The 26338-nt window shown below is 68.2% G+C and carries 25 protein-coding genes; 15 read left to right on the forward strand and 10 right to left on the reverse strand.

The genetic code is table 11. The annotated features are described in order from the left end of the window. Positions 1-2 precede the first annotated feature (2 nt). The 3 genes from ACIGKL_RS21795 to ACIGKL_RS21805 all read left to right on the forward strand — a co-directional run bounded on the left by ACIGKL_RS21795 (position 3) and on the right by ACIGKL_RS21805 (position 2697). On the forward strand, positions 3-680 hold the full coding sequence (locus ACIGKL_RS21795) for a response regulator transcription factor (protein WP_397488514.1): 678 nt from the start codon (positions 3-5) through the stop codon (positions 678-680). A gap of 209 nt (positions 681-889) precedes the next feature. Then, positions 890-1303 (forward strand): Spy/CpxP family protein refolding chaperone, encoded by a 414-nt coding sequence (locus ACIGKL_RS21800; RefSeq protein ID WP_397488515.1) that lies wholly within the window; start codon positions 890-892, stop codon positions 1301-1303. Between the two features lie 62 nt (positions 1304-1365). Then, on the forward strand, positions 1366-2697 hold the full coding sequence (locus tag ACIGKL_RS21805; protein WP_397488516.1) for a sensor histidine kinase: 1332 nt from the start codon (positions 1366-1368) through the stop codon (positions 2695-2697). A 14-nt stretch (positions 2698-2711) separates the two neighbouring features. Here the strand turns inward: ACIGKL_RS21805 and ACIGKL_RS21810 are convergent, their stop codons facing one another. Both ACIGKL_RS21810 and ACIGKL_RS21815 read right to left on the reverse strand, forming a co-directional pair. Further along, positions 2712-3272 (reverse strand): nitroreductase, encoded by a 561-nt coding sequence (locus ACIGKL_RS21810; RefSeq protein WP_397488517.1) that lies wholly within the window; start codon positions 3270-3272, stop codon positions 2712-2714. 146 nt (positions 3273-3418) lie between these two features. After that, complete coding sequence (locus tag ACIGKL_RS21815) at positions 3419-3790, reverse strand: YkgJ family cysteine cluster protein (RefSeq protein WP_397488518.1); 372 nt, start codon at positions 3788-3790, stop codon at positions 3419-3421. 148 nt (positions 3791-3938) lie between these two features. Here ACIGKL_RS21815 and ACIGKL_RS21820 point away from each other — a divergent pair, with 148 nt between their 5' ends. Further along, positions 3939-5393, forward strand: coding sequence for a TrkH family potassium uptake protein (locus tag ACIGKL_RS21820; protein WP_397488519.1), 1455 nt, complete (start codon positions 3939-3941; stop codon positions 5391-5393). Between the two features lie 4 nt (positions 5394-5397). Beyond that, positions 5398-6852, forward strand: coding sequence for a TrkH family potassium uptake protein (locus ACIGKL_RS21825; RefSeq protein ID WP_397488520.1), 1455 nt, complete (start codon positions 5398-5400; stop codon positions 6850-6852). A 136-nt stretch (positions 6853-6988) separates the two neighbouring features. On the opposite strand, the gene ACIGKL_RS21830 is transcribed toward ACIGKL_RS21825, so the two are convergent. Further along, positions 6989-7990: an AraC family transcriptional regulator gene (locus ACIGKL_RS21830; protein WP_397488521.1), complete on the reverse strand. Its 1002-nt coding sequence runs from the start codon at positions 7988-7990 to the stop codon at positions 6989-6991. A 137-nt stretch (positions 7991-8127) separates the two neighbouring features. Here ACIGKL_RS21830 and ACIGKL_RS21835 point away from each other — a divergent pair, with 137 nt between their 5' ends. From ACIGKL_RS21835 to ACIGKL_RS21845, 3 genes are all read left to right on the forward strand, one after another. Continuing rightward, entirely contained in the window at positions 8128-8445 is a 318-nt protein-coding gene (locus tag ACIGKL_RS21835) for an Mpo1-like protein (protein WP_397488522.1), read from the forward strand. Positions 8446-8629: 184 nt separating this feature from the next. Continuing rightward, on the forward strand, positions 8630-9217 hold the full coding sequence (locus ACIGKL_RS21840; protein WP_397488523.1) for an HD domain-containing protein: 588 nt from the start codon (positions 8630-8632) through the stop codon (positions 9215-9217). A gap of 159 nt (positions 9218-9376) precedes the next feature. Next, complete coding sequence (locus tag ACIGKL_RS21845; RefSeq protein WP_397488524.1) at positions 9377-10765, forward strand: adenylate/guanylate cyclase domain-containing protein; 1389 nt, start codon at positions 9377-9379, stop codon at positions 10763-10765. Between the two features lie 84 nt (positions 10766-10849). Here the strand turns inward: ACIGKL_RS21845 and ACIGKL_RS21850 are convergent, their stop codons facing one another. Next, complete coding sequence (locus tag ACIGKL_RS21850; RefSeq protein WP_397488525.1) at positions 10850-11890, reverse strand: glycosyltransferase family 4 protein; 1041 nt, start codon at positions 11888-11890, stop codon at positions 10850-10852. Then, positions 11887-12708, reverse strand: coding sequence for a UDP-2,3-diacylglucosamine diphosphatase (locus tag ACIGKL_RS21855; protein WP_397488526.1), 822 nt, complete (start codon positions 12706-12708; stop codon positions 11887-11889). The genes ACIGKL_RS21850 and ACIGKL_RS21855 overlap by 4 nt, the downstream gene beginning before the upstream one ends. 134 nt (positions 12709-12842) lie before the next feature. Here ACIGKL_RS21855 and ACIGKL_RS21860 point away from each other — a divergent pair, with 134 nt between their 5' ends. The 3 genes from ACIGKL_RS21860 (at position 12843) to ACIGKL_RS21870 (ending at position 15200) form a co-directional block, all read left to right on the forward strand. Continuing rightward, complete coding sequence (locus ACIGKL_RS21860; RefSeq protein ID WP_397488527.1) at positions 12843-13589, forward strand: AraC family transcriptional regulator; 747 nt, start codon at positions 12843-12845, stop codon at positions 13587-13589. A gap of 427 nt (positions 13590-14016) precedes the next feature. Then, a complete protein-coding gene (locus tag ACIGKL_RS21865; RefSeq protein ID WP_397488528.1) occupies positions 14017-14352 on the forward strand; it encodes a tRNA-binding protein in 336 nt (111 codons plus the stop codon). Then, positions 14349-15200 carry a DMT family transporter gene (locus tag ACIGKL_RS21870; protein ID WP_397488529.1) on the forward strand — a complete coding sequence of 284 codons (852 nt, stop codon included), beginning with the start codon at positions 14349-14351 and terminating at the stop codon, positions 15198-15200. Before ACIGKL_RS21865 ends, ACIGKL_RS21870 begins: the two co-directional genes overlap by 4 nt. 64 nt (positions 15201-15264) lie before the next feature. Here ACIGKL_RS21870 and ACIGKL_RS21875 read toward each other — a convergent pair whose 3' ends face one another. After that, positions 15265-15546, reverse strand: coding sequence for a SelT/SelW/SelH family protein (locus tag ACIGKL_RS21875; RefSeq protein ID WP_397488530.1), 282 nt, complete (start codon positions 15544-15546; stop codon positions 15265-15267). Between the two features lie 72 nt (positions 15547-15618). Here ACIGKL_RS21875 and ACIGKL_RS21880 point away from each other — a divergent pair, with 72 nt between their 5' ends. Further along, complete coding sequence (locus ACIGKL_RS21880; protein WP_397488531.1) at positions 15619-17805, forward strand: patatin-like phospholipase family protein; 2187 nt, start codon at positions 15619-15621, stop codon at positions 17803-17805. A 187-nt stretch (positions 17806-17992) separates the two neighbouring features. Here the strand turns inward: ACIGKL_RS21880 and ACIGKL_RS21885 are convergent, their stop codons facing one another. From ACIGKL_RS21885 to recQ, 4 genes are all read right to left on the reverse strand, one after another. Beyond that, entirely contained in the window at positions 17993-20062 is a 2070-nt protein-coding gene (locus tag ACIGKL_RS21885) for a FimV/HubP family polar landmark protein (protein ID WP_397488532.1), read from the reverse strand. 277 nt (positions 20063-20339) lie between these two features. Next, positions 20340-20771, reverse strand: coding sequence for a MarR family transcriptional regulator (locus tag ACIGKL_RS21890; RefSeq protein ID WP_021442248.1), 432 nt, complete (start codon positions 20769-20771; stop codon positions 20340-20342). Positions 20772-20907: 136 nt separating this feature from the next. After that, positions 20908-22068: a diguanylate cyclase domain-containing protein gene (locus ACIGKL_RS21895; RefSeq protein WP_397488533.1), complete on the reverse strand. Its 1161-nt coding sequence runs from the start codon at positions 22066-22068 to the stop codon at positions 20908-20910. 79 nt (positions 22069-22147) lie between these two features. Continuing rightward, on the reverse strand, positions 22148-24277 hold the full coding sequence (gene recQ, locus ACIGKL_RS21900; protein ID WP_397488534.1) for a DNA helicase RecQ: 2130 nt from the start codon (positions 24275-24277) through the stop codon (positions 22148-22150). Positions 24278-24443: 166 nt separating this feature from the next. On the opposite strand from recQ, the gene ACIGKL_RS21905 reads away from it, so the two are divergent. The 3 genes from ACIGKL_RS21905 (at position 24444) to lapG (ending at position 26328) form a co-directional block, all read left to right on the forward strand. Beyond that, positions 24444-25031 (forward strand): YecA family protein, encoded by a 588-nt coding sequence (locus ACIGKL_RS21905; RefSeq protein WP_021442245.1) that lies wholly within the window; start codon positions 24444-24446, stop codon positions 25029-25031. 51 nt (positions 25032-25082) lie between these two features. Beyond that, entirely contained in the window at positions 25083-25481 is a 399-nt protein-coding gene (locus tag ACIGKL_RS21910; protein ID WP_397488535.1) for a YbaN family protein, read from the forward strand. Between the two features lie 163 nt (positions 25482-25644). Next, complete coding sequence (gene lapG, locus ACIGKL_RS21915) at positions 25645-26328, forward strand: cysteine protease LapG (RefSeq protein WP_397488536.1); 684 nt, start codon at positions 25645-25647, stop codon at positions 26326-26328. Positions 26329-26338 lie beyond the last annotated feature (10 nt).

Genomic DNA, 26338 nt, shown 5'->3' on the forward strand with positions numbered 1-26338 from the left:
CCATGAGCCGCCTACTGCTGATCGACGACGACCAGGAGCTGTGCGAGCTGCTGGCCAGCTGGCTGACCCAGGAAGGCTTTCAGGTCACCGCCTGCCATGAGGCCGGCAGCGCCCGCCAGGCCCTCGTCGAGCAGGCCCCGGACGCCGTGGTGCTGGACGTGATGCTGCCCGACGGCAGCGGCCTGGAACTGCTCAAGCAGCTGCGCGGTGAACATCCGGAACTGCCGGTGCTGATGCTCTCGGCCCGCGGCGAGCCGCTCGACCGCATCCTCGGCCTGGAGCTGGGCGCCGACGACTACCTGGCCAAGCCCTGCGACCCACGCGAGCTGACCGCCCGCCTGCGCGCGGTGCTACGCCGTAGCGCACCGGCGCCGACCAGCAGCCAGCTGGAGCTGGGCGACCTGAGCTTCAGCCCCAGTCGCGGCGTGGTCAGCATCGGCGCGCACGACGTGCCGCTGACCGTCTCCGAGAGCCGCCTGCTCGAAGCCCTGCTGCGCCAGCCCGGCGAGCCGCTGGACAAGCAGGCGCTGGCGCAGCTGGCGCTGGGCCGCAAGCTGACCCTCTACGACCGCAGCCTGGACATGCACGTCAGCAACCTGCGCAAGAAGCTCGGCCCGCACCCGGACGGCCGCCCGCGTATCCTCGCGCTGCGCAGCCGTGGCTACTACTACGCGCCGTAGGTTGGCGCTGAGCGCAGCGAAGCCCAACAGGGAGCCGCCCGCGGCTCCGCCCGGCACCTGCAGCGCCACTCGATACCGCCACGCCCCGGTTAAAGCCCACGCAACCATGCCTTTACCCAAGCTTTACCCAGGCCTGACCGCCCTTGACCTTGACCGCCGCATACTGAGCCCATCCGGTAACGACCGGTTTCGAGACAAGGAGAACCACCATGCGCAAGACCCTCACCGCCCTGCTGCTCGCCGCCACTCTGCCGACCCTGGCCCTGGCCATGCCCATGCACGAAGGCGGCCCGCGCCATCATGACCGCGGCCATGGCATGTTCAAGGAGCTGAACCTGAGCAAGGAGCAGCGCCAGGAATTCCGCAAGCTGATGGGCGAGCAGATGAAGAGCAAGCACGAGATCACCCAGCGCTACCTGGACAAGCTGCCGGAAGCCGAGAAGCAGGCCATGCACAAGGAGCTGGAGAAGGCTCGCGCCGACCAGCACAAGGCCCTGCGCGACCTGCTCAACCCCGAGCAGCAGAAGGCCTTCGACGAGCACCAGAAGAAGATGGAGGCGCGCCGCGCCGAGATGGAAGAGTTCAAGGCCTGGAAGGCCGAGAAGGAAGGCCAGGGCAACTGAACCGCCCCAACCCACGGCCCGCCGCTTCGCCGAAGCGGCGGGCTTTCGCCTGAGGAATCACCGTGCGTTCACTGTTCTGGCGCATCCTCGCCAGTTTCTGGCTGGCCATCGCCCTGGTCGCCGGGCTGTCCATGCTGCTCGGCCGCGCGCTGAACCAGGACGCCTGGGTTCTCAGCCTGCATCCGGGCCTCGACGACCTCGATCGCAAGTGGGTGAAACGCTACGAGCAGCAGGGGGCGCACGCCGCCCAGCAGTTCCTCGAACAGCGCAAGCGCAAGTACCGCATCGACACCCAGGTGCTCGGCGAGAGCGGCCAGCCGCTGGTCAAGGGCACCTTCCCGCCCCGCGCCGCCGCCTTCGAGGCCCGCCACGGCGAAGCCCGCCGTCTGCCCTGGCGTCGCCTGACCGCCGAGTACAGCAGCCCGGAGAGCGGCGAAAGCTACCTGTTCATCTACCGCATCCCCCACCCGGAACTGGCGGCCTGGCACCGCGGCAGCCTGTTCTGGCCGCTCAGCGCGCTGGGCATCGCCCTGGTGGTGCTGACCCTGTTCAGCCTGCTGCTGACGCTGTCGATCACCCGCCCGCTGGATCGTCTGCGCGGCGCCGTGCACGACCTCGGGCAGACCGCCTACCAGCAGAACAGCCTGGCGCGCCTGGCCACCCGCCGCGACGAACTGGGCCTGCTGGCCAAGGACTTCAACCGCATGGGCGAGCGCCTGCAGGGGCTGATCGGCAGCCAGCGCCAGCTGCTGCGCGACGTCTCCCACGAACTGCGTTCGCCGCTGGCGCGCCTGCGCATCGCTCTGGCTCTGGCCGAACGTGCCGAGGCGGCCGAACGCGACAAGCTGTGGCCGCGCCTGAGCCAGGAGTGTGACCGTCTGGAGGCGCTGATCAGCGAGATTCTCGCCCTCGCCCGTCTGGATGCCGATCTCGGCGCCGCACAACCCGTTGACCTCGCCACAATGCTCGGCAAGCTGGAAGAGGACGCACGCCTGACCGCGCCCGAGCAGCACCTGCAGATCCACCTCGAGCACAGCGCTGCACTGCACGGCTGGCCGGATCTGCTGGAACGGGCGCTGGACAACCTGCTGCGCAACGCCCTGCGTTTCAATCCGAGCGGGCAACCCATCGAGATCGATGTCCAGCGCCAGGACGAGCGCCTGCTGATAGGCGTGCGCGACCACGGGCCCGGGGTGCCGAGCGAACATCTGCAGCGTCTGGGCGAGCCGTTCTTTCGCGCGCCGGGGCAGCACGGCGCCGGCCATGGCCTGGGCCTGGCCATCGCCCGTCGCGCCGCGCAGCGCCATGGCGGCGAACTGCTGCTGGCCAACCACCCGGATGGCGGTTTCGTCGCCACGCTCAGCCTGCCGCTACACCCCCAGGATCGCCCCTAGCCCGGGCGGAGCGCTCAGCCGTTCCAGGTGCTGACGAAATCCTCGACCGCCAGCTCCGGCGGCCGACGCAGCTCGCGCTCCGGGGTGCCGAGGTAGAGATAGGCGACTACCTGCTCGTCCGCGCCCAGTCCCAGCCCCTTGGCCACCTGGGCGTTGTAGGCCATCTCGCCGGTGCGCCAGACCGCGCCGATGCCCTGGGCATGGGCGGCGAGCAATATGCCGTGGGCGGCGCAGCCGGCGGCGATCAGCTGCTCCTGCGCCGGTACCTTGGCATGCACCTGCAACCGGGCGATCACCACCACCAGCAGCGGCGCCCGCAACGGCATGCCGCGCGCCTTGCTCAGCGCCTCGGCGGGCGCCTGCGCGTCGCCGGCCAGCAGCGCCTCGGCGAACAGCTCGCCCATGCGCCCGCGGGCCTCGCCTTCGACGGTGAGAAAGCGCCAGGGCCGCAGCTGGCCATGATCCGGCGCGCGCAGGGCGGCGCGAAACAGCAGCTCGCGCTGCGCCGCGCTCGGCGCCGGGTCGACCAGACGGGGAACGGAAACACGGTTGAGCAGAGCGTCGAGAGCCTCCATCGGCCACCTCCGAGAATCAAAGAGGCGGCATTTTCAAGCTGCAAGCTGCAAGCTGCAAGCGAATCAGGGCGGCGGCCGACACCGAAACGCCGTCAGGCTTTTCCTGCTGTTACTTGGAGCTTGTGGCTTGCAGCTTATGGCTGCTCTCAGGCCACCCGATCGGGCGACACCACCGGCTGGATCGGCGGCGTCAGCGGCGGCAGGCCGTGGGCCTGGCGCGCCTCGTCGCAGCGCGGGTTGTGCACGCCGTTCTCCCAGGACGCGTCGAACTCGCGGCAACTGCTCGAACGCTGTTCGTACAGGGTGCAGCGCACGCCGCAGCCGACCTCGCCGAGCAGCTGGGTGCAGCGTGCCGGTTTGCTTTCGGTGCCGCGCATGGCGACGTAATGCGGGCTGATCTGGACGACCTGCTCGTCCGGCACGCTACCGCCGGCCGATTGGCACTCGCCCCAGAAGAAGGACACACGAAAAAACGCGCAGCAGGCGCCGCACGTGAGGCAGGGATTAGCGTCGGACATTTGAGGAGGACTCGGAAACCGGCGGACGCCGGCAACTGGCGGCTATTCTATTCTCCGCCATGCGCTTGTAAAGCCCCGCCCGCGGCGGTTTACAGCCGCCCGTCCGCGGGTAGAATGGCGCCTTTTGCAACCTGCCAGAGCCCACTCCATGGCCTTGCCGACGCTGCGCATCATCGGTTTCATCATCGGCATCTTTCTCATTACTCTGGCGGTGAGCATGGTCATCCCCATGCTGACCCTGGCGATCTTCGAGCAGCCCGAAGACCTCAACGCCTTCCTCTGGTCGAGCCTGATCACCCTGATCGTCGGCCTGGCCCTGGTGATTCCCGGGCGCCCGCAGAACGCCCAGCTGCGCCCGCGCGACATGTACCTGCTGACCACCGGCAGCTGGAGCGTGGTGTGCTGCTTCGCCGCCCTGCCGATGATGCTCATCGCCCATATCAGCTACACCGACGCCTTCTTCGAGACCATGAGCGGCGTCACCACCACCGGCTCCACCGTGCTGGTCGGCCTGGACGACATGTCGCCGGGCATCCTGATCTGGCGTTCGATGCTGCAGTGGCTGGGCGGCATCGGCTTCATCGGCATGGCCGTGGCCATCCTGCCGCTGCTGCGGGTCGGCGGCATGCGCCTGTTCCAGACCGAGTCCTCGGACTGGGGCGAGAAGGTGATGCCGCGCTCGCACATGGCCGCCAAGTACCTGCTGCTGATTTACCTGGCCCTCACCGGGTTCGGCTTCCTGGCCTACTGGGCCGCCGGCATGGCCCCCTTCGAGGCGATCAACCATGCGATGACCTCGATCTCCACCGGCGGCTATTCCACCTCCGATTCGTCCCTGGCCAACTGGCAGCAGCCGGCGGTGCACTGGACCTCCGTGCTGCTGATGATCCTCGGCGGCCTGCCCTTCATGCTCTACGTCGCCTTCGTGCGCGGCAACCGCCAGGCGCTGTTCAAGGATCATCAGGTCCGCGGCTTCATCGGTTTTCTGCTGCTGACCTGGCTGGTATTCGGCACCTGGCTGTGGCTGCACTCCGAGCACAGCTGGCTGGACGCCGTGCGCATCGTCGCGGTCAACGTCACCTCGGTGGTCACCACCACCGGCTACGCCCTCGGCGACTACAGCACCTGGGGCGGCTTCGCCGTGCTGCTGTTCTTCTACCTGACCTTCGTCGGCGGCTGCTCGGGCTCCACCTCCGGCGGGCTGAAGATCTTCCGCTTCCAGGTCGCCTACGTGCTGCTCAAGGCCAACCTGATGCAGCTGGTGCACCCACGCGCGGTGATCAAGCAGCAGTACAACAACCACAACCTGGACGAGGAGATCGTCCGCTCGCTGATCACCTTCTCCTTCTTCTTCACCATCACCATCGGCGTGCTGGCCCTGGCCCTGACCCTGGTCGGCCTGGACTGGGTCACCGCGCTGACCGGCGCCGCCACCGCGGTGTGCAACGTCGGCCCCGGCCTCGGCCCGACCATCGGCCCGGCCGGCAACTTCGCCAGCCTGCCGGACTCGGCCAAGTGGCTGTTGACCGTCGGCATGCTGCTGGGCCGCCTGGAAATCCTCACCGTGCTGGTGCTGGTCACCCGCAGTTTCTGGAAGCACTGAGCCGATGTCCCTGTCCAGCCTGCGTATCCTCGCCTTCATCAACGGCATCTTCCTGATCACCCTGGCGGTCAGCATGCTGGTACCGATCGGCACCCTGCTGGCGTTCGAGCAGCCGCAGGGCATCAATGCCTTCCTCTGGTCCAGCCTGATCACCGCGCTGGTCGGCGTGGCCATGGTCGCCCAGGGGCGCCCGCAGCAGACCCAGCTGCGCCCGCGCGACATGTACATGCTGACGGTGTCGAGCTGGGTGATGGTGTCGATCTTCGCCGCCCTGCCGTTCCTCTTCGCCGAACGCGCCAGCATCACCGACGCCTACTTCGAGAGCATGTCCGGCATCACCGCCACCGGCGCCACGGTGTTCAGCGGCCTGGACGACATGTCGCCGGGCACCCTGATCTGGCGCTCGCTGCTGCACTGGCTGGGCGGCATCGGCTTTATCGCCATGGCCGTGGCGATCCTGCCGATGCTGCGCATCGGCGGCATGCGCCTGTTCCAGACCGAGTCCTCGGACCGTTCGGACAAGGTCATGCCGCGCTCGCACATGGTCGCCAAGTACATGGTGCTGGCCTATGTCGGCCTCAGCAGCTTCGCCGCGCTGGCCTTCTGGCTGGCCGGCATGAACCTGTTCGACGCCATCAACCATGCCATGTCGGCCATCGCCACCGGCGGCTTCTCCACCTCCGACGCCTCGCTGGGTAAATGGCAGCAGCCGGCGGTGCACTGGGTCGCGGTGCTGGTGATGGTGCTCGGCAGCCTGCCCTTCGTGCTCTATGTCGCCACCCTGCGCGGCGACTACCGGGCCCTGACGCGCGACGCGCAGGTGCGCGGCTTTCTCGTGCTGCTGCTGGGCAGCTGGCTGGTGCTGACCGGCTGGAAATGGCTCTCCACCGACCTGCACTGGCTCGACGCGCTGCGCCACGTGGCGGTGAACATCACCTCGATCATGACCACCACCGGCTTCGCCGTCGGCGACTATCACCTGTGGGGCCCCTTCGCCAGCATGATGTTCTTCTACCTGGGCTTCGTCGGCGGCTGCTCCGGTTCCACCGCCGGCGGCCTGAAGATCTTCCGCTTCCAGGTCGCCTACATCCTGCTCAAGGCCAACCTCAAGCAGTTGATCCACCCACGCGCGGTGATCAAGCAGCAGTACAACCGCCACCGCCTGGACGAGGACATCGTCCGCTCGATCCTCGCCTTCGCCTTCTTCTACACCATCACCATCGCCGGCCTGGCGCTGGCGGTGGCCATGTGCGGGGTGGACTGGATCACCGCCCTGACCGGCGCCGCGGCCATGGTCTCCGGAGTCGGCCCGGGGATGGGCGAAGTGGTCGGCCCGGCCGGCAACTACGCCAGCCTGCCGGATCTGGCCAAGTGGTTGCTGACCCTGGGCATGCTGCTGGGCCGCCTGGAGATCCTCACCGTGCTGGTGCTGCTGCTGCCCGCCTTCTGGCGCCACTGAGAACAAGCCGCTCGGATCGGCGACGCCCGCCCAGGGCCGAGGCGCGCAGGCAACGGATTGCCTGGCCGAGCTGAAATCCCCCGAACCCGTATTCGCAAGGGGTGCAACCCCGGATGGCATCCGGGCTACGGTCCCTTCACAGCCGCGCGCGGTACTCGCCGGGGGTTTCCTCGAACCAGCGGCGGAAGGCGCGGAAGAAATTGCTCGGGTCGGCGAAGCCGAGCAGGTAGGCGACCTCCAGCAAGGTCAGGTTGGGCTGCGCCAGGTACTGCTCGGCCAGCTCGCGGCGGGTGTCGTCGAGCAGTTGCTGGTAGCTGGTGCCCTCCTCCTGCAGGCGCCGCTGCAGGGTGCGCTGCGACAGGTGCAGGACCTGCGCCACCACCTCGCGGCGCGGCTCGCCCTGCGGCAGCAGGCGGCACAGCACCTGGCGCGCCTGGTGGGTGACGCGGCTGCCGCAGAAGCGCGCCAGGTAGTCGCCGGCGAAGCGGTCGTGCAACTGCGCCAGCGCCTCGTTGGCGCTGGGCAGCGGCGCCTCCAGGTCGCCGCGCTCGAAGATCAGCCCGTAGCGCTCGGCATGGAAGCGTAGCGGCGCCTGGAATACCTGCTGGTAGGGCGCCAGATCGGCGGGCGGCGGCCCCTGCAGGCGAATCTCGCGCGGACGGATCGGCTTGCCGGTCATCCAGCGGCAGAACGCCAGGCAGTAGGCCAGCGACGCCTCGGCGCTCTGCCGCGCCGGCGGCAGGCGGTCGCCGTGGATCGCCAGGGTCAGCGCATAGCCGTCGGGCTGGGGCAGGAAGCTCAGGTCGGCGCCCTCGCCGATGATGCGCTGGTAGCGCACCAGGCGGGTGAAGCCGTCGCGCAGGTTACGGCTGGACATCAGCGCGTAGCCGACCACGTGGAAGGAAGCCGGACGCACCACCTGCGCCATGTTCAGGCCGATCGCCGGGTTGCCGGACAGCGCCACCGCGCGCTGCCACAGGCGGGTCATGGCGTCCTGCGCAAAGCGCGCGTCGGGGTCGCTCAACGCCGCGTAATCCAGGCCCAGCTCGGCAAACAGCCTGGCGCAGTCGACGCCGCCCAGCTCCAGCGCCTGCACGATGGCCAGGGCCCAGTTGGAGGATGTGGTTCTCTCGCTCATGCTCTTGTTCTTATTAGGTTCGATCAGGCCGCCAAGGCCCGGCTTGGCGGCGCAAGGATACTAAACTGGCACCTTATGTCAGTGGCCCAGGGAGACAGCCAAACTAGACTGACGCCGACAATGACAGGAGGTGCGCCATGACCGCCCAGACCACCGAACGCTACCAGAGCTTCGCCGAGTTCTACCCCTACTACCTGCAGGAGCACAGCCACCCCACCTGCCGCCGCCTGCACTACGTCGGCAGCCTGCTGGTGCTGGCAATCCTCGCCTACGCCCTGCTCAGCCAGCAGTGGCTGTGGCTGCTGGCCATGCCGCTGGCCGGCTACGGCTTCGCCTGGGTCGGCCACTTCGTCTTCGAGAAGAACCGCCCGGCCACCTTCCAATACCCGCTGTACAGCCTGATGGGCGACTGGGTGATGCTCAAGGACGCCTTTACCGGCCGTATCCGCTTCTGACGCAACGGATGCATCCCTGCCAACTAGCGCCCCCGTTAACGTCACTTCCGCGCAGGCGGGAACCCAGGCGGTGTAGCGTTTCTGGGCTCCCGCCTACGCGGGAATGACGGTGTTTTATCGTCTCCCCAAAGTCTCTCAGGCAGTTTTTACGCCTTTCTACAGAACAACAAGAACGAGAAAAGCCATGAATAGCCAAGCCCGCTTCACCCATATGCAGGACGGCAACGCCGAGGACTGGGCGATCATCGCCAAGGACTTCGCCGCCTACGCCAGCCAGTTGCCGGGGCGCATCCTCGCCCACCTGCGCCTGCTCGACGGCGACTTCGGCGGTTTTCCGGTCGACCGCCTGACTCACTCGCTGCAGACCGCCAGCCGCGCCCATCGCGACGGCCGCGACGAGGAGTACGTGGTCTGCGCCCTGCTCCACGACATCGGCGACACCCTCGGCAGCTACAACCACCCGGATATCGCCGCGGCCATCCTCAAGCCCTTCGTCAGCGCCGAGAACCACTGGATGGTGGAGAAACACGGCATCTTCCAGGGCTACTACTTCTTCCACCACCTGGGCATGGATCGCCACCTGCGCGAGCAGTTCAAGGACCACCCGCAGTACCAGGCGACCATCGAGTTCTGCGCCAAGTACGACGCCGCGGCCTTCGATCCGGCCTACGACAGCCTGCCGCTGAGCTTCTTCGAGCCCATGCTGCAGCGGGTCTTCGCCCGACCGAAGCACTCCCTCTACCAGGCCGCCATGGAAACCGCCGACGCCTGACCGTCGGCCGCCGGCGCGGCGCCGTTCGGCGGTGGTGCTTGGCTGGCCGCCGCCCCCTTGGTTATGATCCCCGCCCATCGAGCTCCTGGCTCGGGTCTTGCAGACCGCACCAGGCGCCCAGTAGAGGCGCCAGAAATTCAGCAGGGATCCTTTCAGCAGATGAAGTCAGTCACCCCCAGCCGTGCCAACGGGCTGCCGACGCCGCCGTTGCGCGAATACTATTCGCGCGTACTGGCCTATATCGCCACGGCCGCCAGCATCGCCGCCGGCACCGTCGTCGGCCACTTCGCCTACGACATCCTGTGGATGGTGCCCTACGCCCTGCTCTACCCGCACCTGGCGCACAACCTCAGCCGCCGCTTCAAGCGCGACCACCCCGGGCAGACCGACCTCGCCCTGCTGTTCGTCGACGCCCTGCACGCCGGCGCGGCCGCGGTGCTGCTGGGGTTCTCCAGCGTGCCCAGCCTGATGTTCCTGCTCACCCTGAGCTTCAGCGCCCTGGTCATCGGCGGCCTGCGCTACCTGGGCCTGGCCCTGCTGGTGGCCGGCAGCAGCCTGGTGCTGTGCGCCGCCCTGTTCGAGGTCAGAACCAACACCGAGACGCCGACCCTGGTGGCGCTGGTCAGCATCCTCTTCGCCACCCTGTACATCTGCATCACCGCCTACTTCGTCAACCAGCAGGGCCTGCGCCTGGCCCAGGTGCGCAGCGAGATCAAGCGCGAGCAGGAAAAGGCCGCGCGGCTGGCGCGCAACCTGGCCAAATACCTGTCGCCGCAGGTGTGGGAGTCGATCTTCACCGGCAAGAAGAGCGTGCGCCTGGAGACCCAGCGCAAGAAGCTCACGGTGTTCTTCTCCGATATCAAGGGCTTCACCGAGCTGTCGGAAGAGCTGGAGGCCGAAGCACTGACCGACCTGCTCAACACCTACCTCAACGAAATGTCGAAGATCAGCCTGAAATACGGCGGCACCATCGACAAGTTCATCGGCGACTGCGTCATGGTGTTCTTCGGCGACCCCAGCAGCCAGGGCGCCAAGAAGGACGCGGTGGCGGCGGTGTCCATGGCCATCGCCATGCGCAAGCACATGAAGGTGCTGCGCCAGCAGTGGCGCGCCCAGGGCATCACCAAGCCGCTGGAAATCCGCATGGGGCTCAACACCGGCTACTGCACGGTGGGCAACTTCGGCGCCGACACGCGCATGGACTACACCATCATCGGCCGCGACGTGAACCTCGCCAGCCGCCTGGAAAGTGCCGCCGAATCCGGCGAGATCCTCATCTCCCACGAGACCTATTCGCTGGTCAAAGACGTGATCATGTGCCGCGACAAGGGCCAGATTGCGGTCAAGGGCTTCACCCGCCCGGTGCAGATCTACCAGGTGGTGGACTTCCGCCGCGACCTCGGCGCCACCTCCAGCTACGTCGAGCACGAACTGCCGGGCTTCTCCATGTACCTGGACACCAACGGCATCCAGAACTTCGACAAGGAGCGGGTGATCCAGGCGCTCAACCAGGCCGCCGAGAAGCTGCGCGACAAGGTCATACTCTGAAGCAAACCACTGAGGGTCGATTCGCGGCTGAAGCCGCTTACGACCCGCCCTTGTGGGAGCGGCTTCAGCCGCGATAAAAGCCACCTACAACGCGGTATCCGGCAACGCCTGATCCAACCCCACCGGCTCGCCGTCGACCAGCGGCTGCAAGGCCAGAAACTCCAGCGCCGAGGCGCGCCAGGACTGCGCCGCAGCCAGCTCCGCGCAACGTCCCCGATCCAGCTCCAGCGCCGCCAGGCAGGCCGCGCCGAGGTCCTCGTCCATCGCCCCGCTGATGCCCTGCTGCAGCACGTCCAGCGGCCCGGGCACCGGGTAGGCGGCCACCGGCGTGCCGCAGGCCAGCGCCTCCAGCATCACCAGACCGTAGGTATCGGTGCGCGACGGGAACACCAGCACCGCCGCATCCTGGTAGGCCTCGGCCAGTTGCCGGCCATGGCGATAGCCGAGAAAGCGCACCTGGGGATAGCGCGCCTGCAACGCCTCGCGCTGCGGGCCGTCGCCGACCACGCGCTGCTCGCCGGGTAGCTGCAGATCGAGAAAGGCCTCGAGGTTCTTCTCCGGGGCGATGCGCCCGACGTAGAGAAAGATCGGTCGCGGCGGCCGCGGGCGCGTCGCATCCGGGCGAAACAGCTGGGTGTCCACGCCCTTGCGCCACAGCTGCAGACGCCGTAGACGCCAGCCGGCGAACTCGTCGCGCAGGCGCTCGGTGGTCACCAGCACCGCCTGGCTGGGGCGGTGGAAGGCGCGCAGGAAGGCATAACCCCAACGCGGCGCAATCCACGGCCAGCGCGTGCTGACGTATTCGGGAAAACGGGTGTGGATGGCCGTGGAAAAGACCAGGCCGCGCTTGACCAGCCAGCGCCGCGCCGCCCAGCCCAGCGGCCCCTCGGTGGCCAGGTGGACGCAGTCGGGACGGAAGTCGCGGATCGCCGCGCCGACCCGCCACAGGTTCCATACCAGCGGAATCTCCGGGTAGCTCGGACAGGGCACGGCGCGAAAGTCCGCCGGCGACAGCAGCTTGACCTGATGGCCCAGGCCGCGCAGCTCGCGCACCAGGGCCTGCAGGCTGGTGACCACACCGTTGACCTGCGGCACCCAGGCGTCGGAGACGATCAGTATCCTCATGCGCCGCTCTCGAGCGCGGCGGCGGCCTGCTCCTCCTCGGCCAGGCGCGCCTGCGCCTCGGCCAGGCGGTACAGCTCGATCTGCCCGTCCCAGTGCTCGATCAGCGCGGTGCAGGACTCCACCCAGTCGCCGCAGTTCATGTACTCCACGCCGCCGACCTGGCGGATCTCGGCGTGGTGGATATGGCCGCAGACCACGCCCTGCAGGCCGCGCTTGACGCACTCGTGGGCGATGGCCTCCTCGAAGTCGCTGATGAAGTTTACCGCGCTCTTGACCTTGTGCTTGAGGTAGGCCGACAGCGACCAGTAGCCGTAGCCCCAGCGGCTGCGCCAGTGGTTGAGCCAGCGATTGAGGGTCAGGGTGAATTCGTAGGCCGAGTCGCCGAGAAAGGCCAGCCAGCGGTGGTAGCGGGTAATCACATCGAACTGGTCGCCGTGAATCACCAGCAGGCGGCGGCCATCGACGGTGACGTGTTCGGCCTCGTCGACCAGCTGGATATTGCCCAGCATCAGGCTGGAATAGCGGCGCAGAAATTCGTCGTGGTTGCCGGTGACGTAGATCACCTCGGTGCCGCGCTTGCTCATGGTCAGCAGGCGGCGGATCACGTTGGTGTGCGCCTGCGGCCAGTAGATGCCGCCGCGCAGTTTCCAGCCGTCGATGATGTCGCCGACCAGGTAGATGCGGTCGGCCGAATAACGCTTGAGGAAGGCCGCCAGGTGCTCGGCCTGGCAGTCGCGGGTGCCTAGGTGCACGTCGGAGATCCACAGGGTGCGGACACGTTGCTTGCGGCTGGGCTTGGCGAGCTGGGCACTGGTCATGGGCGGGCTCCGGCTGGGTTTCGACGAGCTTGAGCGCTGGCGGTGAAAGGCTTGTGACAGGCAAAAGACCGTTCGATGACGAGGCGCCAGGCCCGGACAGGCGGTACACTGCCGACGTTGCCGAGGAAGCCGCCATGCCCCCGATCCTGTCCCTGCGTCACTACAGCCATGAACTGCTGTGCCACAGCCATGAGCATGCCCAGCTGGTTTTCGGCCTGGCCGGCGAACTGCAGTTCGAGGTCGATGGCCAGGGCACCCAGGTGCGGCGCCATCAACTGGCGGTGGTGCCGGCCGGCGCCCGTCACGCCTGCGGCAGCCCGCTGGGCAGCCAGTGCCTGGTACTGGACCTGCCGGCCAACGACTGGCTCGAACGTCAGCTCGGCCATCACGCCGGCAACATCCAGCGCCTGCTGGACAGTCCGCGAGCGCTGCAGCTCGATCCGGTTCAGAGCCAGTTGCTCGGCTGGCTCGCCGCCAGCCCGATCAACGACGCGGTGATCGCCAACCAGGGCGCCGCGCTGCTGCTCGGCAGCCTGGCCTGCGCCGATCCCCACGCGCGACCCGGCGGCCTGCCGCTGGCGGCGCTGGACCGGCATATCGAGCAACACGCCGCGCACCCGCTGCAGGTGGCCGACCTGGCGCGCCTGGCGGGGCTGTCGGTGGCGCGTTTCCACGCCCGTTTCCTCGCCGAGACCGGGCGCACGCCGATGGAGCACATCCGCGACAAGCGCCTGCAACTGGCCGAACGCCTGCTGCGCGGCAGCGACCTGGCCGTCGGCGAGGTGGCCGCACGGGTCGGCTACGCCTCGCAGAGCGCCTTTACCGCCGCCCTCTCCCGCCACCTGGGCATGACCCCGCGGCAATTGCGCCGCAACGCGTAGGTTGGGTTGAGGCGCGCAGCGCCGAAGCCCAACGGCGATCGCCGAGCAGAACATCATACGTGCGCCAAGCGCCATCCGAGTGCCATGCGAGCGCCGGGCGGAGCGCCATGCGCTCCCTGTTGGGCTTCGCTGCGCTCAGCGCCAACCTACGAGAGTCCGACGACAAAACTCGCGAGTTCGACGACAGCGCGTAGGTTGGGTTGAGGCGCGTAGCGCCGAAGCCCAACGGCGATCGCCGAGCAGAACGCCATGCGAGCGCCGAGCCGGAGCGCCATCCGGGCGCCGGGCGGAGCGCCAGGCGCTCCCTGTTGGGCTTCGTTGCGCTCAGCGCCAACCTACGAGAGTCCGACGACAAAACCCGCAACTCCTGCGACAGACAGCCCTGCGCGCAGCGCCTAGACTGCGCGGCAGTAACCAGGAGTAGCCCATGCAACATATCGACTGGCAGGATTTCGACAAGGTGGAGCTGCGCGTCGGCACCATCCGCTCGGCGCGCCCCAACGACAAAGCCGTGAAACCCGCCTACGTGCTGGAGGTGGACCTCGGCGAACTGGGCATCAAGACGTCCAGTGCCCAGCTCACCGCCCACTACGGCTGCGACGAACTGCTCGGCCGCCAGGTGCTGTGCGTGTGCAATTTCGCCCCCAAGCGCATCGCCGGGGTGCGCTCCGAGGTGCTGGTGACCGGGGTCTACGACAGCGACAACCGCGTGGTCCTGGCCGGCTTCGACAAGCCGCTGCCCAACGGCGCGCGCCTGGCATGAAGGAACGCAACGCCCTGCTGGCGATTCACCTCGGCGCCCTGCTGTTCGGCCTGTCGGGCATCTTCGGCAAACTGGCGGCGACCACGCCGAACATGATCGCCGGCGGCCGGGCGATCTTCGCCATCCTCGCCCTGGGCCTGGCCGCCCTGCTCTGGCGCAGCCGCAACGCGGTACGCCCGAGCCTGCGCCAGTTCGCCCTGCTGGGCCTCGGCGGCCTACTGCTGGGCGGACACTGGGTGACCTTCTTCGAGGCGGTGAAGGTCTCCGGGGTGGCCATCGCCACGCTCGGCTTCGCCAGCTTCCCGGCCTTCACCGTGCTGCTGGAGGGGCTGCTGTTTCGCGAACGCACCCGCCCCATCGAGTTCGCCATGGTCGCCGTGGTCTGCCTCGGACTGATCCTGGTGACCCCGGAATTCAGCCTGGCCAGCAGCGCCACCGGCGGTCTGCTGTGGGCGGTGCTGTCCGGTTTCCTGTTCGCCCTGCTGTCGCTGCTCAACCGCGCCAGCACCCGCGGCCTCGACCCGGTGCAGGCGGCGCTGTACCAGAACATCACGGTGTTCGTCTGCTTCATGCCGCTGGCCTGGCCGCTGCTGCCCAGCGTGCGGCCGATGGACTGGCTGTGGCTGGCGATGCTCGGCATCTTCTGCACCGGCCTGGCGCACAGCCTGTTCGTCGCCAGCCTGCGCGTGCTCAAGGCGCGCACCACGGCGGTGATCTTCGCCCTGGAGCCGGTCTACGGCATCCTCTTCGCCTGGTGGCTGTTCAGCGAGCAGCCGACCCTGCGCATGCTGGCCGGCGGCGCGCTGATCGTCAGCGCCATCTTCGTATCGGCGCGTATGGCGCGTTGAGGGTGACGGGCGCCTCCCGACCTACGCGCCCCAGGAGCCATGGTGGGCACGGCGCAGCCTAGGGTTACCGGTCGTTATGCCCCAGGTCGCGGCCCGGGTCGATCTGGTCGCGCACCCGCTGCTTGAGCACCTTGGCCTCGGGGAAGCCGCCGTCGGCCTTGCGCTCCCAGATCTGCACGCCGTCGCAGCTGATGCGAAACACCCCGCCGCTGCCTGGCTCCAGGCTGACCTTGCCCAGCTCGTCGGCGAAGGTGCTGAGCAGCTCCTGGGCCAGCCAGGCGGCGCGCAGCAGCCACTGGCACTGGGTGCAATAGGTGATGACGATTTCCGGCTTGCGATCGGACATGGCGAGGCTCTGGGACGGGGAATTTGCCGCCTATAATAGCGGCCTTTCGCCCCGCCCTCGCCGGAAACCGCCATGCGCCGCCTGCTCCGTTCGCTGCTCTGCCTGCTCGCCCTGTCCAGCCTGCCCGCTCTCGCCGCCGAGCGCGTCGGCCTGGTGCTGTCCGGCGGCGCCGCCCGCGGCCTGGCGCATATCGGCGTGCTCAAGGCGCTGGAGGAGCAGCATATCCGCGTCGACGCCATCGCCGGCACCAGCATGGGTGCCATAGTCGGCGGGCTGTACGCCGCCGGCTACTCGGTGGAGGAACTGCAGCGCCTGGCGCTGGAGCTGGACTGGCAGCAGGCGCTGTCCGACTCGCCGCCGCGCGAGGACGTGCCCTTCCGGCGCAAGCAGGACGATCGCGATTTCCTGATCAAGCAGAAACTCAGTTTCCGCGACGACGGCAGCCTGGGCCTGCCGCTGGGGGTGATCCAGGGGCAGAACCTGGCGCTGCTGCTGGAGAGTCTGCTGGTGCACCGCAGCGACACCCGCGACTTCGACCGCCTGCCGATCCCCTTCCATGCCGTGGCCACCGATATCGCCAACGGCGAACAGGTGATCCTGCGCCGCGGCCACCTGCCCCAGGCGATGCGCGCCAGCATGTCGATCCCGGCGGTGTTCGCCCCGGTGGAGCTGGACGGCCGCCTGCTGGTGGACGGCGGCATGGTCAACAACATCCCGGTGGACGTGGCGCGGCAGATGGGCGTCGAGCGGGTGATAGTGGTCGACCTCGGCACCCCGCTCAAACCCGTGGAGCAGCTGAGCACCGTGGTCGACGTGATGAACCAGTCGATCACCCTGATGACGCGCAAGAACTCCGAGGCGCAGCTGGCCACCCTGGCGGCCGACGACGTGCTGATCCAGCCGCCGTTGGCCGGCTTCGGCGTCACCGACTTCGCCCGCGCCGAGCAGATGATCGACGCCGGCTACCGCGCCACGCAGATCCAGGCCGAGCGCCTGGCCCGCCTGCAGCAGAGCGGCGGCGGCAACCCGGCGCTGGCCATGGCGCGCTCGCGCGAGCAGCGCACCCCGCTGATCCGCGAGATCCGCGTGGAGAACGATTCCAAGGTCGGCGACGCGGTGATCCGCCGGCATATTCGCCAACCGCTGGGCGAGCCGCTGGACATGGACCGCCTGCAGAAGGACATGGGCACCCTGTACGGCCTGGACTACTTCGAGCGCGTGCAGTACCGCGTGACGCCGCTGGACGAACGCGGCAGCGCGCTGGTGATCGATGCGCGCGGCAAGCGCAGCGGCACCGACTACCTGCGCCTGGGCCTGAACCTGTCCGACGACATGCGCGGCGACAGCGCCTTCAACATCGGCGCCAGCTACCGCGTCAACGGCATCAACCAGCTGGGCGCCGAATGGCTGACCCGCGTGCAACTGGGCGACCGCCAGGAACTGTACAGCGAGTTCTACCAGCCGCTGGACGCCGGCTCGCGCTACTTCGTCGCTCCCTACCTGTTCGGCGAGGCGCGCAATATCGAGGCGATCCTGGACAACGACCCCATCGCCGAATACCGCCTGGAGCGCTACGGCTACGGCCTCAACCTCGGCCGGCAGATCGCCAACAACGGCGAGATCCGCTTCGGCCTCGGCCAGGCCTGGGGCGAGGCGGACGTGCGCGTCGGCGAGCGCGACCTGCCCAGCTTCAGCTTCAGCGAGGGCTACTACGAACTGCTGTACTCCTTCGACACCCTGGACAACGTCGACTTCCCGACCGCCGGCGAAGACATCGGCCTGCTGCTGCGTCAGTACGACAGCGGCCTGGGCTCGGACGAGGAGTACCGTCAGTGGCAGCTGGAGCTGAACAAGGTATTCAGCGTCGAGGCCAATACCTGGGTGCTCGGCGGGCGCTACGGGCGCACCCTGGAGGAGGCCGACGTGGTCACCTCCGGCTTTATCCTCGGCGGCGCCCAGGAGCTGTCCGGCTTCCGCCAGGACGCCCTGAGCGGGCAGAACGTGGCGCTGGCGCGGCTGCTCTACTACCGCCGCCTGACCCAGCGCTCGCTGCTGCCGCTGGACCTGCCCCTGTACCTGGGCATGTCGCTGGAGCGCGGCCGCGCCTGGAACAACGACAACACCTTCGACAGCGGCTATATCAACGCCGCCAGCATCTTCCTCGGCCTGGATACGCCGCTGGGCCCGGTGAACTTCAGTTACGGTTTCAACGACGAGCGGGAAAAGGCGCTGTACCTGAACCTGGGCAAGAGCTTCTGACGACAGGCGCCCGCTTGCTGCACCCCGGCGTCCCGGAGGCCAGGATCGCCGGCAAGGACTAGGCGTCCCCAGGCTCCTACAAGCTGCCCCACCTCGCCCAGGGTAATCCGGGCTACGAAGGCCAACCCCATAAAAGACAGGGCCGCGCAGTAAGCGCGGCCCTATCGGCGACGGCGAGCAAGGCGGGTCAGGCGATTTCCGCCAGCAACTGGCGCGCGGCCTGCTTCTGCCGGTCGTCGCCCTGGTCGATCACCTCGTTGAGGATGTCGCAGGCGGTGCTCAGGTTGCCCTGCTCGATATAGGCCAGCGCCTGGTTGAGCTTGGCCATGTGCTCGGGGTTGCCGGCCAGTTGCTCGATATCCCCCTGCAGCGCCGCGGTGGCATCGGCCTCGCCGGCGAAGGCATCGAGGAAATGCTCGTCGAGCAACTCGTCCTCGCCACCCACCACCATTTCCATCTCGCCGAAGGCGCTGGCGCTCTCCCCCGCCTCGTCCAGTTCGAACACCTCCGGCAGTTCCTGCAGATTGCTGGAGAACCCGGCATCGAACTCCGCCGCGGCGGCCGCCTTGGTCTTGCCGCGGGCGGCCTCGAAGGGGCTGACCGACTCCCAGTCGGCATCCAGCGGCAGGTCGTCGAGGTTGAGCTGGAAGTCGGGCTCGGCCGAGGCTTCGGCGGCCGGCGGCGTTACCGGGGGCACGCCACGGGCAGGCTGCGGCGCCTGCTGCAGAGCCGGGTAGCGGGCCTTGAGCGCATCCAGCCGCGCCGCATCGAAGCCCTCGGCACGCAGCACCGCTTCCTCGCGTTCGAAGGCGGCGCCGTCGCCCAGCTCGGCCAGCACCTCCAGCAGGCGCAAACGCAGGTCGCTGCGTTGCGGCGCCTGCGCCAGGGCCTTGCTCAGCTCGCCGCGGGCCTCGCTGAACCGGCCGTAGGCGATATAGACGTTGGCCGCCTCCAGCGCGTCGACCGGCGCCGCCGGGCGCTGCTGCGGAGTCGGCGCCGGAATAGGCGCCACGGCCGGCTTGGCGACTGCGACCAGCGCCGGCTGCAGCGGCGCCACAGGGCGCTGTGCCGGCGGCTCGACCTGCACCACCGGCGCGGCCTTTTCGCGGCGCCGCGCGGCCCAGACCAGGGCGCCGAGCAGCAACAGCAGCACCACGCCGCCGGCCAGCAGGGTGGCGAACCAGCCACGTTCGGCGGCCAGCGGCGGCTCCTGCGCCGCCGGTGGGGGTGCGCTGGCGACCACGGCGGCCGGCTCTGCAGCGGGCGCGACGGCAGCGCCCTGGTCGATCAACTCGGCCAGTTGCGCATCCTTGAGCGCCAACTGCTCCTGCAACTGCTGCAACTGCAGCTGCAGTTGCGCCAGGCCCTGTTGCAACTGCAGGTTCTCCGCGGCCTGGCTGGCCAGCTCCTGGTCGACCTGACGCTGCTTCTCCAGCACTTGCTGCAGGCTTTCGGCCTGCTCGGCGGCGGGCGGCGCGGCGCTCAGCGGCGCAGCGGCGGCAGCCTCGACGGGCATTGCCGGCGCCTCGACCGGCGCTGCGGCGGTCGTGCCCGGGCGCGCGGCATCGGGCAGCAGCAGTTCGACGCCGGCCAGCAGCCGGTTGGCATCGCCGCCGGCAAAGGCGCTCGGGTTGAGCGCATGGATGCCGTCCATCAGCGCCTGCTGCGACAGCGGGCTGCCCTGCTCGCGCAGACGCGCGGCGATCGACCACAGGCTGTCGCCGCGCACCACCGGCTGGCGATGGCCCAAGGCGGCGCTGGGCGCTGCGCTGCGCCGCGCCGGAGCGGCCGGCGGCTGCGCACTAAGTGCTGGCGCGGCGGCGGCTGGGCTGGGGGCGGCCTGCGCGGTGTAGGCGGCAGAGCCCGGCGGATCGAGCAGCACGGTGTACTCGCGCAGCAGCTGCCCGCCGGGACGGGCCACCTCGACGATGAAATTCAGATAGGGTTCGCGCACCGGCCGGCTCGACACCACCCGGATCACGCTGCGCGAGCCGCGCAACAGCGGGGTGAAGCGCAGGTCGTTGAGAAAGTAGAAACGCTCGACGCCCGAGCGGCTGAACGCCTCGGCCGGCGCCAGGGCGACGCGTAGATCCTCGGCGCCGAGATCGCCCACCGCCAGCAGCTCGATCTCCGCCTCCAGCGGCTGATTGAGCGCCGAGTGCAGGGTGATCTCGCCCAGTCCCAGCGCCGGCGCCATGCCCGAATAGAGGGCGGAACCCGACGCCAAACCCAACATCAACTGACGAACCCGAGCCATATGACCTCCAGGGTTATGCAGGCTCGAACGCCGCCTCCTCCACTTCCTGTATGAGCGTCCCGATGGCCGGGAGGCTGGCGCCCTGAACAGTGGGCCGAACGACATTGTCCCTGTCGAACCCGGCTCGTATTGCAGTATGGCTACTAATTCACAAAGTAGCGGCTTGGCCGCCAGTTTGCCGACGAAAGCACATTGCCATCAAGCTGGATCAGTCAAAAGTTGGGCACATAAAGGCAATCGGCCGCGAGGCGGCCGATAAATTGACGGTACCGGGGAACTACTTCAGCAGGTTGCCCAGCACCCGGGCATGCACCTGCTGGCAGCGGCGCAGGTCCTCTTCGTCGATGCCGGCGAAGACCTCCTGGCGCAGCTGGGTGGAAATCGCCTCGATCTTCTCGATCAGCGGCTGCGCCTTGGGCTGCAGGGCGATCTTCTTGGCCCGGCGATCCTCGGGCACCGCGACGCGGGTCACCAGCCCCTGGGCCTCCAGGCTGTCGAGCAGGCGCGCCAGGGTCGGCCCTTCCACGCCGACGCTCTGCGCCAGCTCGCGCTGGGTCGGCATCTCGGTGAAACGGGCCAGGTGCAGCAGCACCAGCCAGCGCGCCTGGGACAGGCCGAGGCCGACCAGACGGCGGTCGAGTTCGGAGCGCCAGGCGCGGGACAATTGGGCAACTTGCATGGCGAAACGGTGTTGATCGGGGTAAGACATGGGGGAGCGGGCTCGTACAAAGGTCAAAAACTAATTATTAGCTAGCTAGCCATAACCGCGAGCGCAGGGCAAGCCCGGATTGTGGCCGAGCGTTTCAGGATGCGACCGGAATGCGGCCACGAGTCTCGGCCGCGGATCAGGCCACCACCTGATTGCGGCCGAAGGCCTTGGCCTCGTAGAGCGCGCGGTCGGCATGCTCGTAGAGCTGGTTCAGCTCGCCGCCGACGCTGGGACTGAGGCAGGCGACGCCGATGGACATGCTCAGCATGCTGGCGCTGTCCGACCCCTGATGGGCGATGTTCAGCTCCACCAGCGCCAGGCGCAGCGCCTCGGCACGACGCCTGGCTTCCTCGGTGCCGATATCGAACAGCAGCAGGGCGAACTCCTCGCCGCCCAGGCGCACGCCCATGTCCAGCGGACGCCGCGCGGCCTGCTCGATCAGGGCGCCGACGCGCTGCAGCGCGGTGTCGCCGGCCTGGTGGCCGTAGTGGTCGTTGTAGGCCTTGAAGTGGTCGATATCGCACAGCAGCAACGCCAGCGACTGGCCGTCGCGCTGCGCCTGGCGCCACAGGCGCTCGAACTGGCGATTGAAACTGCGCCGGTTGTGCAGCCCGGTAAGGCTGTCGCGGTCGGCCAGCAGGCGCATCAGCCGGCTGACCAGAAAATGCTCGCGCGACTTGTACTCCAGCAGGTAGCAGCCGACCGCCCCCATCAGGTTGCCGAACAGCAGGAACAGCATGTTGTTGATCAGCCGCGGCCAGGGCAAGCCGGCCAGCCACTCGGCACCGACGTACAGCAGCAGCACCGCCAGGGCACAGGCGAGCGCCTCGCTCAGGCGCAGGCCGACCAGGAAATAGGCGGCCATGCTCACCAGCAACAGGCCTTCGTAGGGATAGTTGGGGTCGGCGAGGTGGGCGATGCCGACGATCGCCGCCGCGCCCGCGCCGAGGGCGAGGATGCACAGCATGCTCAGCGGCAGCAGCAACCGGGTGTGTCGGCGCTGCAGGATCAGGCCGGCGCAGACCAACAGGATCGCCAGCACCAGCAGGCGCACGGCGAGAATCCACCACAGGTGCGGCGTCTGCACCATCAGCAGATCGAGCCCGGCGAACGCCAGCCAGAGCAGCATGGCCACGCTCAGGGCAATGCGCTTGAGCTCGAAGCTGTCGTCCAGCAGATAGGCGCGATATTCGCGCTCCAACACGGGGGAAAAGCGCAGCCAGCGAAAGCCCAGACTGAGCTGGTCGGCATAGGGGCTGGGGCGGACGTCGTCGAGCCAGGCGTGATAGCTGGGCACCGTTACCTCGTCTGTTGGCGGCTTGCCCCACACCTTAGCCGTGTCATCGAGTTGCCGCCAGAATCACGACAATCGTGTGTCAGACCTCGAACTCGGCCTGCAGCGCGGCCCGTACGCAGTAGAGCACCGCCTCCTCGACCCGCCCGGCGAACAGCGGGGCGATCTCGCTCACCGCCGGCAGCTCGCCCTCGCCATCGAGAAAGGCCTCCTGGATCTCGCCGAGCAGCTCCTCCGGCAGATCCAGCGCCTGCTCCAGCGACAGCTGCTGCTGGCCGATGGCCTCGGCCAGCAGGCTGTAGACGTTCTTCTCGCTGCAGCCGAGTTGGCCGGCGATCTGCGTCGGGGTCATGCCGGCGCGGGCCAGGCTGACCAACTCGTGACGCAGGTCGGCGACCGGCGCCGGCGCTTCCTGCACGGCGCCGCCCAGCACTTCGAGGAAGGCCTGGCCATAGCGCTCCAGCTTGCGTGCGCCGACGCCGCTGACCTGGGCCATCTCGCTCAGCGAGCCGGGCTGGCTGCGCAGCATTTCCAGCAAGGTGGCGTCGGGGAAGATCACGTAGGGCGGCACGCTGTGCTCCTCGGCCAGCTTGCGCCGCAGGCTGCGCAGCGCCTCCCACATCTCCCGTTCGTGACTGCGCACCAGCTGGCTGGCGGCGCTGCTGGAGGCCTTGGCGGTCTGCGCCGGCTTGGGTTCGCGGCGCAGCTGCAAGCCGACCTCGCCGCGCAGCAGCGGCCTGCAGGCCTCGCTCAGACGCAGGCCGCCGAAGCCCTCCAGGTCGACGTCGGCCAGGCCGCGAGCGACCAACTGGCGGAACAGGGTGCGCCACTCGACCTCGGAGAGCGCCTTGCCGACGCCGAATACCGTCAGGTGCTGGTGGCCGACGGCGCGGATCTTGTCGTTGTCGCGGCCGAGCAGGATGTCCACCAGATGACCGACGCCGTAGCGCTGACCGCTGCGGTAGATCGCCGACAGGGCCTGGCGCGCCGGCTCGGTGGCGTCCCAGGTCTCGACGCCGTCGATGCAGTTGTCGCAATGGCCGCAGGGCTGCGCCAGTTCCTCGTCGAAATAGCCCAGCAGCACCTGGCGGCGGCAGCGGGTTTCCTCGCACAGGGCGAGCATGGCGTCGAGCTTGTGCTGCTCGATGCGCTTGTGGCGCTCGTCGCCCTCGGAGTTGGCGAGCATCTGCTTGAGGAAGATCACGTCCTGCAGGCCGTAGGCCATCCAGGCATCGGCGGGCAGGCCGTCGCGCCCGGCGCGGCCGGTTTCCTGGTAGTAGGCCTCCAGCGACTTGGGCAGGTCGAGGTGGCAGACGAAGCGCACGTTGGGCTTGTCGATGCCCATGCCGAAGGCGATGGTCGCCACCATGATCAAGCCTTCCTCGTTGAGGAAGCGCTTCTGGTGATAGGCGCGCAACTCGTTGGGCAGGCCGGCGTGATAGGGCAGCGCCGGAAAACCCTGGCCGCTGAGAAAGTCGGCGACCTCCTCGACCTTCTTGCGCGACAGGCAGTAGACGATGCCGGCATCGCCCTTACGCGCGGCGAGAAAGCCGAGCAGCTGCTTGCGCGGCTGATCCTTGGGCAGGATGCGGTAGAAGATGTTCGGCCGGTCGAAGCTCGACAGAAAGCGCTCGGCGTTCTGCAGGTGCAGGCGCTGGACGATTTCCTCGCGGGTGCGCTTGTCCGCGGTGGCGGTCAGGGCGATGCGCGGCACCTGCGGGAACAGCTCGGCGAGCTGGCCGAGCTGCAGGTACTCGGGGCGGAAATCGTGACCCCACTGCGACACGCAGTGCGCCTCGTCGATGGCGAACAGGGCAATGTCGAGGCCCTGCAGGAAGCTCAGCATGCGCGGCTGCACCAGGCGCTCGGGGGCCAGGTAGAGCATCTTGATCTCGCCGCGGCGGATGCGCTCGGCGATCTCGCGCTGCTCATCGGTGCTCAGGGTGGAGTTCAGCGCCACCGCGGCCACGCCCAGCTCATCGAGGGTGGCGACCTGATCGTCCATCAGCGCGATCAGCGGCGAGACGATCACCGCCAGGCCGTCGCGCAATAGCCCCGGTACCTGGTAGCACAGCGACTTGCCGCCGCCGGTGGGCATCAGCACCAGGGCATCGCCGCCGCCGGCCACGCGCTCGATGATCGCGGCCTGATTGCCGCGGAAGGCGTCGTAACCGAATACGTCTTTGAGGATGCGCTGGGCGTGGTCGAGCATGAAGGCCTCCGAATCGAGCCGCGCATTATGCCGCAGGATTGCCGGCAACAGGACGCCAGCCTGTCCGAAGCCGGGCTTTTGCCCTCGCCAGGCCCCGCCGCTATGGCCGCTGGGGCGGCGGTGGACTAGAATCCAGCCTCGTTTACTCCTTCAAGGTAGCCCCACGATGTCCTTCGCCGAGCAACTGTCCCGCCTGCAAGCCTTTCTCGATGCCGATGAGCTGCACGAAGAGGCGTTGGACTACGTGGCCGCCCATGGCTACCTGACCGCCCTGGCGATCTGCCCGGACCAGGTGCCCGAGCGCGAGTGGATCGACGCCCTGTTCGCCGAACCGCCGCACTACCGCAGCGAGGCCGAGCGCGAGGAGATCGAGAACACCCTGATCCACCTCAAGGCGCATATCGCTCGCCAACTGGCCGGCGAGGAAGAGCCAGAGCTGCCTTGCGAGCTGGATCTGGGCGAGGACCCGGACGATTCCGACCTGCGCGGCTGGTGCATCGGCTTCATGGAAGGCGTGTTCCTGCGCGAGGCGGTGTGGTTCGAGGACGCCGAAGACGAGGTCAGCGAGCTGCTGCTGCCGATCATGGTCGGCTCCGGTCTGTTCGACGAGCAAGCGGAGTTCGCCGAGATCGCCCGCGACCGCGACCTGGTGGACAGCATGATCGACCAGATTCCCGAACTGCTCACCGCACTCTTCCTGCTGTGCCAGGCGCCGGAGGAAAAACCTGCGCTGCTCAAACCCCGCCAGCACTGATCCCGCGGGTCGGGGCCTGGCGCCCCGGCCGGCGTCCGTCCAGGCCCGAAGATGCCGCACGAAATCCAGGAAAGCCGTCACCGCGGCGTCCGCTACCTACTGCTGGCGCTGGGCTGGCTGAGTGTGGCGCTGGGGGTGATCGGCATCTTCCTGCCGGTGCTGCCGACCACTCCCTTCCTGCTGCTGGCCGCCGCCTGCTTCGTGCGCAGCTCGCGGCGGTTCTACATCTGGCTGGTCACCCACCCGCGCCTGGGGCCGTGGATTCGCGACTACCTGGACGGCCAGGGCATCCCGCTCAAGGGCAAGGTCTACGCGCTGGTGCTGATGTGGGCGAGCATCGCCTTCTCCTGCTACCTGGTGCCCCTGCCCTGGGCGCGCGCCTTCATGCTCACCAGCGCGGTGCTGGTCAGCCTGTATATCCTCAAGCAGAAGACCCTGCCCAACCCCTGACGCCAGGCTGTTCTCACGCCCCGGTGCCCCGGCGTAGCCCGGATGCAATCCGGGAGGCCCCCCGGATTGCATCCGGGCTACAGTCTGAATTTCATCCCGGCCACGGGGCAGATCGCCAGCGCGTCGCCTAGACTTCAGCCGATCGAAGCGGAGATGCAGCCCCATGCGGCCACGGCAGCGCATTCAGGGATGGCAACGGCGTCTGCTGATCCTCTGGGTCGGCGGCGGGCTGCTGGCCGGTCTGGCCCTGGCCAACTGGGACTTCGCCCTGATCCTGCGCAACGCCGAGAGCCGCTACGGCAGCCTCGGCGCCGCTAAGCAGCGCATCCTCGACTGGGACGCGCTGATCACGAGCAGCGCCGCGCTGCCCGAGGCGGACAAGCTCGGTGAGGTCAACCGTTTCTTCAACCGCACCATCCGCTTCACCGACGACATCCGCCTGTGGCAGCAGAACGACTACTGGGCCACGCCCGTCGAAATGCTGGTCAAGGGCGCCGGCGATTGCGAGGACTACTCCATCGCCAAGTACTTCACCCTGCGCCGCCTCGGCATTCCCAGCGAGAAGCTGCGCATCACCTACGTCAAGGCACTGAACTACAACCAGGCGCACATGGTGCTGACCTACTACGCCAGCCCCACCGCCGAGCCGCTGGTGCTGGACAACCTGATCAACGACATCCGCCCTGCCTCGCAGCGCAAGGACCTGCTGCCGGTCTACGCCTTCAACGCCGAAGGCCTCTATCTCGCCGGTTCCAACACCCGCAAGAGCGACACCAAGAAGCTCTCGCGCTGGCAGGACATCCTGAAAAAAATGCGTGCGGAGGGCTTCGCCATCGGCGATGGCTAGGAGGAAAGAC

The organism is Pseudomonas sp. NPDC077186 (genome assembly GCF_044543505.1).
Lineage (GTDB): Bacteria > Pseudomonadota > Gammaproteobacteria > Pseudomonadales > Pseudomonadaceae > Aquipseudomonas.